Raw genomic sequence first — 9,285 nt, 5'->3', positions numbered from 1 at the left:
GATCCATAGGTTATCACTCCTCCGGTGTAGCCTTAAAGCAGATCATAGTAACCTACGCCAACGAGTCGAGCACGGAACCTATCGGAGTAAAGGTAATAGAGAACTCGTCTATCAACTCACAGGGTAACATAGGAACCACCGTCATAACGACGTACACAGGCGCCACCATTGCCGATTCAGGTATAGGAGCGATCACACCTACCGAAGCAATAGATCGTCAGTTATATACAAATCTCACATTTGACGCCCGCGGTAATGCGCTTATTCAGGAGCTTGTGACCGAAGTGTATGAAGATTCCGCATGGACATTCTCCGAAGCCCAAAAGCTTATCAATACCTACGATATCCATGACAGGCTCGCCACATCAAGCATAAAGAGCTACAGCGCAGAAGCGATGGCTGACGCAGATTTTGTAGACCGCCAGGAAGTAAGTTATGATAAGTACGACTCCTTCGGCAATATCCTAAACCAGACCATAGATACTTACGACAATACCGATTTATTAATAGAGCACAAGACTGTGGTAAATAAATATGACCCGGATAACGTCATAGCCCAGAGGAGAGGCAATGCCAAGACCAGCACAATAACGCGCTGGACGGATTCTTCCTGCTCAGATAGTAAGCTCATCGACCAGACTGTAATCGAAACAAAGCTATACGATTCCTTAGGTAATGCCGTAGACCAGACGCAGGATATATCGGCTTATAATGAGACAAGCGGCAAGATAGAATTAACCAAAGAGAACATTATACATAATTCCAATTTCACATCCCGCGGCGACGCGGAAAGCCAGACCATCACCTCATATGGAACTGATTCTACGGGTGAACTTGCGTCTACGCCCCTGTCTTATGAGGAAATCTCTGATATAACCTATGATGCCAGGCATAACGCCACAAGCAAGACCGTATGCACATACACCGATGCAACTAAAACTACCCCCGTAAGTATACAGGAGATCGAGAATACCAGGATCGATTTTAAAGGCAACGTTACAAATTACACTTCCGACACCTATATATATGATTCTGCAACCGGCAACTTCGTATTCGATACAAAAACCGAAGTCGAGACAAGCTATAATTCGCGCGGGATCGTAACTTCGACCACAGCTATTACCTACATATCCGCCTCACAATTTAACTACGACGCCTCAGTCTCCGGGCTCATAGATGAGACCTCACTTACTGCTTCGACTAAGACAGTCGAGGTATCCACCGCCTGGGATGTCCGCGGCAACGCTACAGCCAAGACAAGCAATAGCTATGCTTGGGATCCCAGCCAGGGCTCGTCCGGCCAATTCGTCTGGACGCAGGAAGTATCCGGCACTTACGCCTATGAATACCACGGCTTTGTTGCATACAGCGATGAGGTTACTTATGTAGCCACGGACATGGGTAGTACGATATATCTAACAAGGCCATCTGCGCCGAATCTTACACAGACTACGCACACGATAGTCGATATGACAGCGGCTTCCATCGCGAGCAAGTATTGCGAGTCAGGTAAAATTCAAAGCTTCGATGCATGGGGCAATGCCAAATATCAGATAACAGAAGACTATAACTATGTCTCAGGCGCATGGCGGCAGGTCGACACTGCGTACAAAGAGAACACGTCCTTTGACGCCAGGGGTAGATTGACCGGATATTCCGAGAGAGTGAATGGATATGTCGACGGCACGATAACGACAACGACAACCAATACTGTTACGTTGGGCGTTTATGATAATAAGAACAGATATACGACGATAGACTCAACGTCGACTGAGAAAGATACTGCTACGAGCGGCTCCGTTTTGACTGTAACTTATACGTCTAAAAAAACAGGCATAACATATAATGCCCTGAACCAGATGACCGCATGGACCGAAACATCCACATCGAGTGACTCGCCGGATAAAATTACAATCTCGGCAACGAGTGGAGTTACCTACGATATTTATGGCCGGATGAAATATCGGTTCGAAAGCGTTACGGAAAAAAGTAAAACAGGAACCGCTCTTTCTCACACATATACAGTAGATACCACGATATCGAATTACAATATCTTGGGGCAAGTCTTAAAGATGGCGGCCGTTACCGTAGACGGCGGTAAGACTACCACCCAGACCGATTCCACCGACAGAAAATATAACGCATCCGGCCTACTTAGTTACTCCGATGTAAGTATTAATGAAAAGGGAACAAATCTGGATCATACCTATGAAGTAAAGACGAGTATAGATAATTATAACGCCTTAGGTCAGGCCGTATGGATGAATATTACCACGATCGATGGGAATAAAACGACGCTTGAATATACGATGGCCAATAATGAATATGACAGTAATGGTAATATGCAGTATTCGAATCACGGCTTCCATGAAACAGGTACCGATGGCACTAACACCCTGGATCATTGGTATGGCATCGAGACATGGACTGGTAAAGACGGTATCGGTTCTTACAACTCCTTAGGCCAGATATTAACGCAGACTACTATTACTACCGATGGCGATCTAAGGACGGTGGAAGAGGATAAAGCTAATAGAACCTATAATACGCTTGGACAACTCACATCATCTGCGGTTGAGATAAGAGAGAATGTAGAGGCGTGGCGAGAAGCTTATCTGGGGTGTACCCAGATCAATTCGACGCAATTTACTATGACGGATGCGTATCTTTATAACGGCGTTAGGATAAGGATTAAAGGCACTACATTATCCGGAGGCATATCATCAGAGGTAGACTATTTTGTAGTGGGTTGTACTACCACTCCCATCGCCGGTACAAACTCGTATTTGTATACATTCTCACTTGCCCTTACGAAAGACGGAGCGGCGATAACGACGACATCCACCGGTTCAGGTATGAATATTCAGGTCCTTCATATTTACACTACCGCAACAAGCGGCATTACCTATGATACCTTAGGCCAGGTCAAACGCATAACCACCACGACGGTTGACAACTCAAAAACTACGGTTGCTACCGATATCGCCGATAGAACATACGATTCATTAGGCCGCCTTATAAATCAGAAGATCGAGTATCATGAGACGGGTTCCAATCTCAATAGTACTTATACCGTAGAGACGAAGATGTCAGGCATATCGGGTGTGACCAATTATTACAACACCTTCGGCCAGGTTATACGGATGCAAACAATTACTACGACAACAATCGATGCCAATAACTACACAGTTACCACAGAGACCGATTCAGCCGACAGGGTATACTGGTATCACGGCCGGCTCTCGCAGAGTAACGTCAGTATACATGAGGTCGGTGTGGTAGCCGGTGTTACCACATTGAACCATACATATTCGGTCCAGACAAATATCACAAGCTACAGTTCCCGCGGCATAGCGCTGAGAATGACTACTATTACCGTAGACGGCGGTATTACCACTAAGGCAGAGGACTATACCGACAGGGCTTACGACGCATTAGGCCGCATGATATCGAACGGTGTAACTTATACAGAGACAGGCGCCGGTTTAAATCACACCTACACCTTAGATTCATGGATGAGCTATAACGGTTTAGGTCAGGTTGTGTATTTGACACAAAAAACTCACGATGGCGATAAATGGACGGTGGAAGAGAATGTAACGGGCATTCCCAGAGTGTATGACTCATTAGGCCGGCTTACATATTCCAAAACCACTATAACCGAAACAGGCGGTAACCTGAATCATGCCTATACGGTAGAGACTACGATATCAAGTTATAATGCTATCGGCCAGGCACTCAAAATGACCCAGGTAACAGTAGATGGCGGTAAGACTACCGTCGAGACCGATTCCGCCAATAGAACCTACGATGCATCCGGGCGTCTGTCATCTTCCACCATCCATTATCATGAAACAGGCACCAGTGACGGCTCTACCCTCGACAACTCCTACAATGTCAGAACCTGGATAGGTTTTAAAAGCGGTGATACTGTTTACGGCGGGTATAATTCTCTCGGCCAGATCGACACAATGTTGACATATACGGAACAGACTGATGCAAGCGGTAAATTCATAGATGGCAGTAAAGTCACCTACGAATGGGATGCCACAGGCTCTCACAGGTTGTATGATACTCAAGGCCGCCTGTCATATTCTAAGGTAACCACACATGAATTAGATGTTACCGGCACTACATGGGGCACGGTACTCGACCATTACTATACCGTGGAAACATTCATAGGCGGATACATAAACGGCGTCGCCCAGTTCGGAAGCTATAACTCTTTAGGCCAGGTAAAGATGACGTGGCAGAAGACCACAGACGGAGCTAAAGTAACCGATGAATATGATGCTACTTCTCGACTTTACGATACTCAAGGCCGCCTGTCATATTCTAAAGTACAGGATCATGAAACAGGTACCGATGGCACTAACACCCTGGATCATTGGTATGGCATCGAGACATGGACTGGTAAAGACGGTATCGGTTCTTACAATTCCTTAGGCCAGATATTAACGCAGACTACTATTACTACCGACGGCGATCTAAGGACGGTAGAAGAGGATAAGTCTAATAGAACCTATAATACACTTGGACAACTCACATCATCTGCGGTTGAGATAAGAGAGAATGTAGAGGCGTGGAGAGAAGCTTATCTGGGGTGTACCCAGATCAATTCGACGCAATTTACTATGACGGATGCGTATCTTTATAACGGCGTTAGGATAAGAATTAAGGGTACTACATTATCCGGAGGCATATCATCAGAGGTAGACTATTTTGTAGTGGGTTGTACTACCACTCCCATCGCCGGTACAAACTCGTATTTGTATACATTCTCACTTGCCCTTACGAAAGACGGAGCGGCGATAACGACGACATCCACCGGTTCAGGTATGAATATTCAGGTCCTTCATATTTACACTACCGCAACAAGCGGCATTACCTATGATACCTTAGGCCAGGTCAAACGCATAACCACCACGACGGTTGACAACTCAAAAACTACGGTTGCTACCGATATCGCCGATAGAACATACGATTCATTAGGCCGCCTTATAAATCAGAAGATCGAGTATCATGAGACGGGTTCCAATCTCAATAGTACTTATACCGTAGAGACGAAGATGTCAGGCATATCGGGTGTGACCAATTATTACAACACCTTCGGCCAGGTTATACGGATGCAAACAATTACTACGACAACAATCGATGCCAATAACTACACAGTTACCACAGAGACCGATTCAGCCGACAGGGTATACTGGTATCACGGCCGGCTCTCGCAGAGTAACGTCAGTATACATGAGGTCGGTGTGGTAGCCGGTGTTACCACATTGAACCATACATATTCGGTCCAGACAAATATCACAAGCTACAGTTCCCGCGGCATAGCGCTGAGAATGACTACTATTACCGTAGACGGCGGTATTACCACTAAGGCAGAGGACTATACCGACAGGGCTTACGACGCATTAGGCCGCATGATATCGAACGGTGTAACTTATACAGAGACAGGCGCCGGTTTAAATCACACCTACACCTTAGATTCATGGATGAGCTATAACGGTTTAGGTCAGGTTGTGTATTTGACACAAAAAACTCACGATGGCGATAAATGGACGGTGGAAGAGAATGTAACGGGCATTCCCAGAGTGTATGACTCATTAGGCCGGCTTACATATTCCAAAACCACTATAACCGAAACAGGCGGTAACCTGAATCATGCCTATACGGTAGAGACTACGATATCAAGTTATAATGCTATCGGCCAGGCACTCAAAATGACCCAGGTAACAGTAGATGGCGGTAAGACTACCGTCGAGACCGATTCCGCCAATAGAACCTACGATGCATCCGGGCGTCTTTTAACCTCGAGTGCCAGTATTACCGAGAAAGATTCCACCGGCACCGTCTTAAATCATACCTACACGGTTGCTACTACTATAAATAACTATAACACCTTAGGTCAGGTTGCAGTCATGACGCGCACCACGGTAGATGGCGACAAAATGACCATCGAGACCGATATAAATGAAAGAAAATATAATTCTCTGGGACAACTTTATACAACCGGAATATCTGTTACCGAATTAGGTACAGCGGATGAAGGCGGTGTATTATCTCATACATACATAGTAACAAGCTCTATAACGGATTATAATGCCTTGGGTCAGATAAAGAGAATGAACACTTTTACGTTTGATCAAAATAATTTTACTACAGAATCCGATATGGCCGATAGGACTTATGATGCGTATGGTCGTCTTAGTTACTCGAAGGTCAGCGTAACAGAACAGTGGATAAATGCGGATAATACAGTAGATACAACTAAATTGTGGCATTACTATACTGTAGAGACATGGATAGGGGCGTATAAAGATAGCGTGGTGCGTGGGAGCTATAACGATCTCGGCCAGGTAAATAAAATGCTGCAAATTACTACAGACGGCGGCAAAATTACCGAAGAGTTGGATTTAACCCCCAGGAGATATGACCAGTATGGCCGGCTTTCATATACTTGCATTAGCGTTTATGTGCATGGCACAGGATTAAACTATACCAATATAGAGACGACATGGATAGGCAAAGACGGCATTGGTTCTTATAATTCCCTCGGTCAAGTTTTACGGATGAAGTACGAGGTAAACGCTGTTGGAGTTACTACTACAACGATCGATTCTGCCAACCGAACTTACGACTTAAAGGGCCGTCTTTTAACTTCGAGTACCAGTATTACAGAGAAAGATTCCACCGGCACTGTCTTAAATCATATTTATACAGTGAGCACGAATATAGGTTCTTATAATACTCTTAATCAGGTCTTACAGATGGAGCAGATAACTATAGAACAATATTATAACGGTACCGAGGTTGTTAATACTAAGAAAACGACTCAGACCGATGCGGGTGCAAGGACTTATGACACACATGGGCGTCTTTTAACCTCGAATATCACTATAAAGGAAGAAGGTTTAGAAGGCGCTTATACACACATATATAACATAATAACGAATATCACTGATTATGATGCCGCCGATCAGGTCTTAAAGATGAGCCAGTATACGTACAATCTGGGCGGCGCTCAATGCATAGCGCAGGTTGATATAGAGAATAGACGATACAATTCTTCCGGCCTTCTTAAGTATTCGTATGTGACCATTACCGAGACGGACACGAATACGGGCGGGGGGGTGCTTAACCATTCCTACACTACCGAGACGACGGTAAATTCTTACAACGCGTTGGGGCAGATGCTTAAACAAACGGTGGTTACCGTAGATTATGGGGTAACTACAACTCAAGTTGATAGTGCAGTCAGAATCTACGATTCCAGAGGGCGCCTTACATATTCGAAAATCAACGTTACGGAAGAAGGCGTTGACGCGGACGACAGCTATAGCCTGGAGACGACTATGTCGACTTATTTAAACTTTGATCAGGTATCTATGATGACCAAAGTTACCGTCAATGGTGATTTAACGAAAACAGAAACAGACTGGAAGGCGCGAAGCTATAACAGCTATGGCATGCTTACTACTGCATATGTTAAGGTAAATGAACTTGGTGATAATCTTAACTATACATATTTTGAAACTACAATAATAAACAGTTATAACGCATTAGGCCAGATTAATAGTTTATCTGTATATAAAATAGATACTTCAGATGGCACGATTAATAATGTGATAAAGACGACTTTGGAACAGGACATATTATCACCTAGGGTTTATTATATTGATGGTCGTCTTAAAGAGTCGTGCGTCAAGATTACCGAAAAAGGTACCGGCCTGAACCATTCCTATACCGTCAAGACCACTATTTCAAGTTACGATTATAATAACATGGTCGGTAAGATGACCCAAGTTACGGTAGATAACGGTGTTACTACTACGGTATCAGATATAGCTGATCGTAGTTATGATGCAGGATTTTTGCTCAGGGGAACGTATGTTCAGGTGACCGATTCAACCGGGCGTAGTTATACGGTCTTTACATCGATATTCATGTATAACGATATTGGCCAGGCGATAAGCGTGCGTAAAACTACAGTAGAAGGGAATTTGCATACGGAGGAAGAAGATTGTTTAGATTCCGCAGGGAACCCAGTTAAACAGTATGATGCCTACGGCCGTATTATATACAGCAAGGTAAAGGTTCATACCTGGGGCACCGATGCGAACGGTAATGCATATTCGGAAACCTATAATTTAACGAATGATATAACTAAATATAATTCCCTCGGCCAAGTTTTAAGAATGACGCAAACGATCGTACCGGAAGAGGGTACTACGAAGATATTAACCGATTCCGCCGACAGACAATACAATACTCTCGGACAGCTTACTTATAGTTCTGTCACTACGGAGGAGAAAGGGTTCGGATATTATCTTACATATAAAGTAACAACATGGATCGATAAATATAACACGCAGGGTTATGTAGCCAGGTTAAGGCGTATTACCGAGAAAGGGGGGCTGACTACTTCTGAGACGAGTATCGCGGACGAGTTATATGATGTCCATGGGAATAATATATATTCCATGCGAGAGATTACGGAATCCGGTGATGGGTTCTATCTCCAGGATATAAAGGAAAGCAAAATCACGTATAACGAGTTAAATCAGGTTTTGCGGCAAACGATTGTTACTAAAAATACCGATGGCAGTACAGTTACTGCTACCGATATTGCCGATAATAGGTATGACTCATTAGGCCGGCTTATTTTCTCAAAGACAGCTATAACTAAAACTAATACCGGACTCGAGACGTATCAAACGGTAGAGACCGAGATATCAGCCTATAATTCCATCGGCCAGGCACTGAGTGAAACGATAACCACAGTCAGTAACGGCGTTACCTCGACTACCAACAAGACCAACATAAAATATGATTTGCAGGGCAGGGAGAACAAGTATAGTTACTTGACCCGCGAAGTCGCTAAAGGCTCCGATGGTTCCGCGATAGACACCAGTATCAGCGGCGTGGAGTCAGTTATAAAGTTTAACGACATCGGCCAGGCAGTAAGTACCCGTAGCGTTACCGTAAAGAACGGCGTTACCTCAACCACGGATAAGACCAACATAAAATACAATTCCATAGGTATTGAGACCGGGTATAACTATACTGTTAGAGAAGTTGGTAAAGGCGCCGACGGTTCCGCGATAGATACCAGTATCAGCGGCGTGGAGTCAGTTATAAAGTTTAACGACATTGGCCAGGCAGTAAGTACCCGCAGTGTTACCGTGAAGAACGGCGTCACTTCCACTACCGAAAAGACCAACATAAAATACAATTCCATAGGCATTGAGACCGGGTATAGCTACTCCAGTAGCGATATAG

General features: G+C 44.5%; 1 protein-coding gene. It reads left to right on the top strand.

The genetic code is table 11. From position 1 onward, the window contains the following. Positions 1-9,285 (top strand): hypothetical protein (locus PHS46_07820; GenBank protein MDD3906408.1); only part of this gene is annotated, 9,285 nt, incomplete at both ends.

It is taken from the genome of Candidatus Omnitrophota bacterium (assembly GCA_028699255.1).
Classification (GTDB): domain Bacteria; phylum Omnitrophota; class Gorgyraeia; order 2-01-FULL-45-10; family 2-01-FULL-45-10; genus FEN-1322.
Note: the sequence above shows the minus strand (reverse complement) of the source record. Positions and strands in the feature narration are given on the sequence as shown.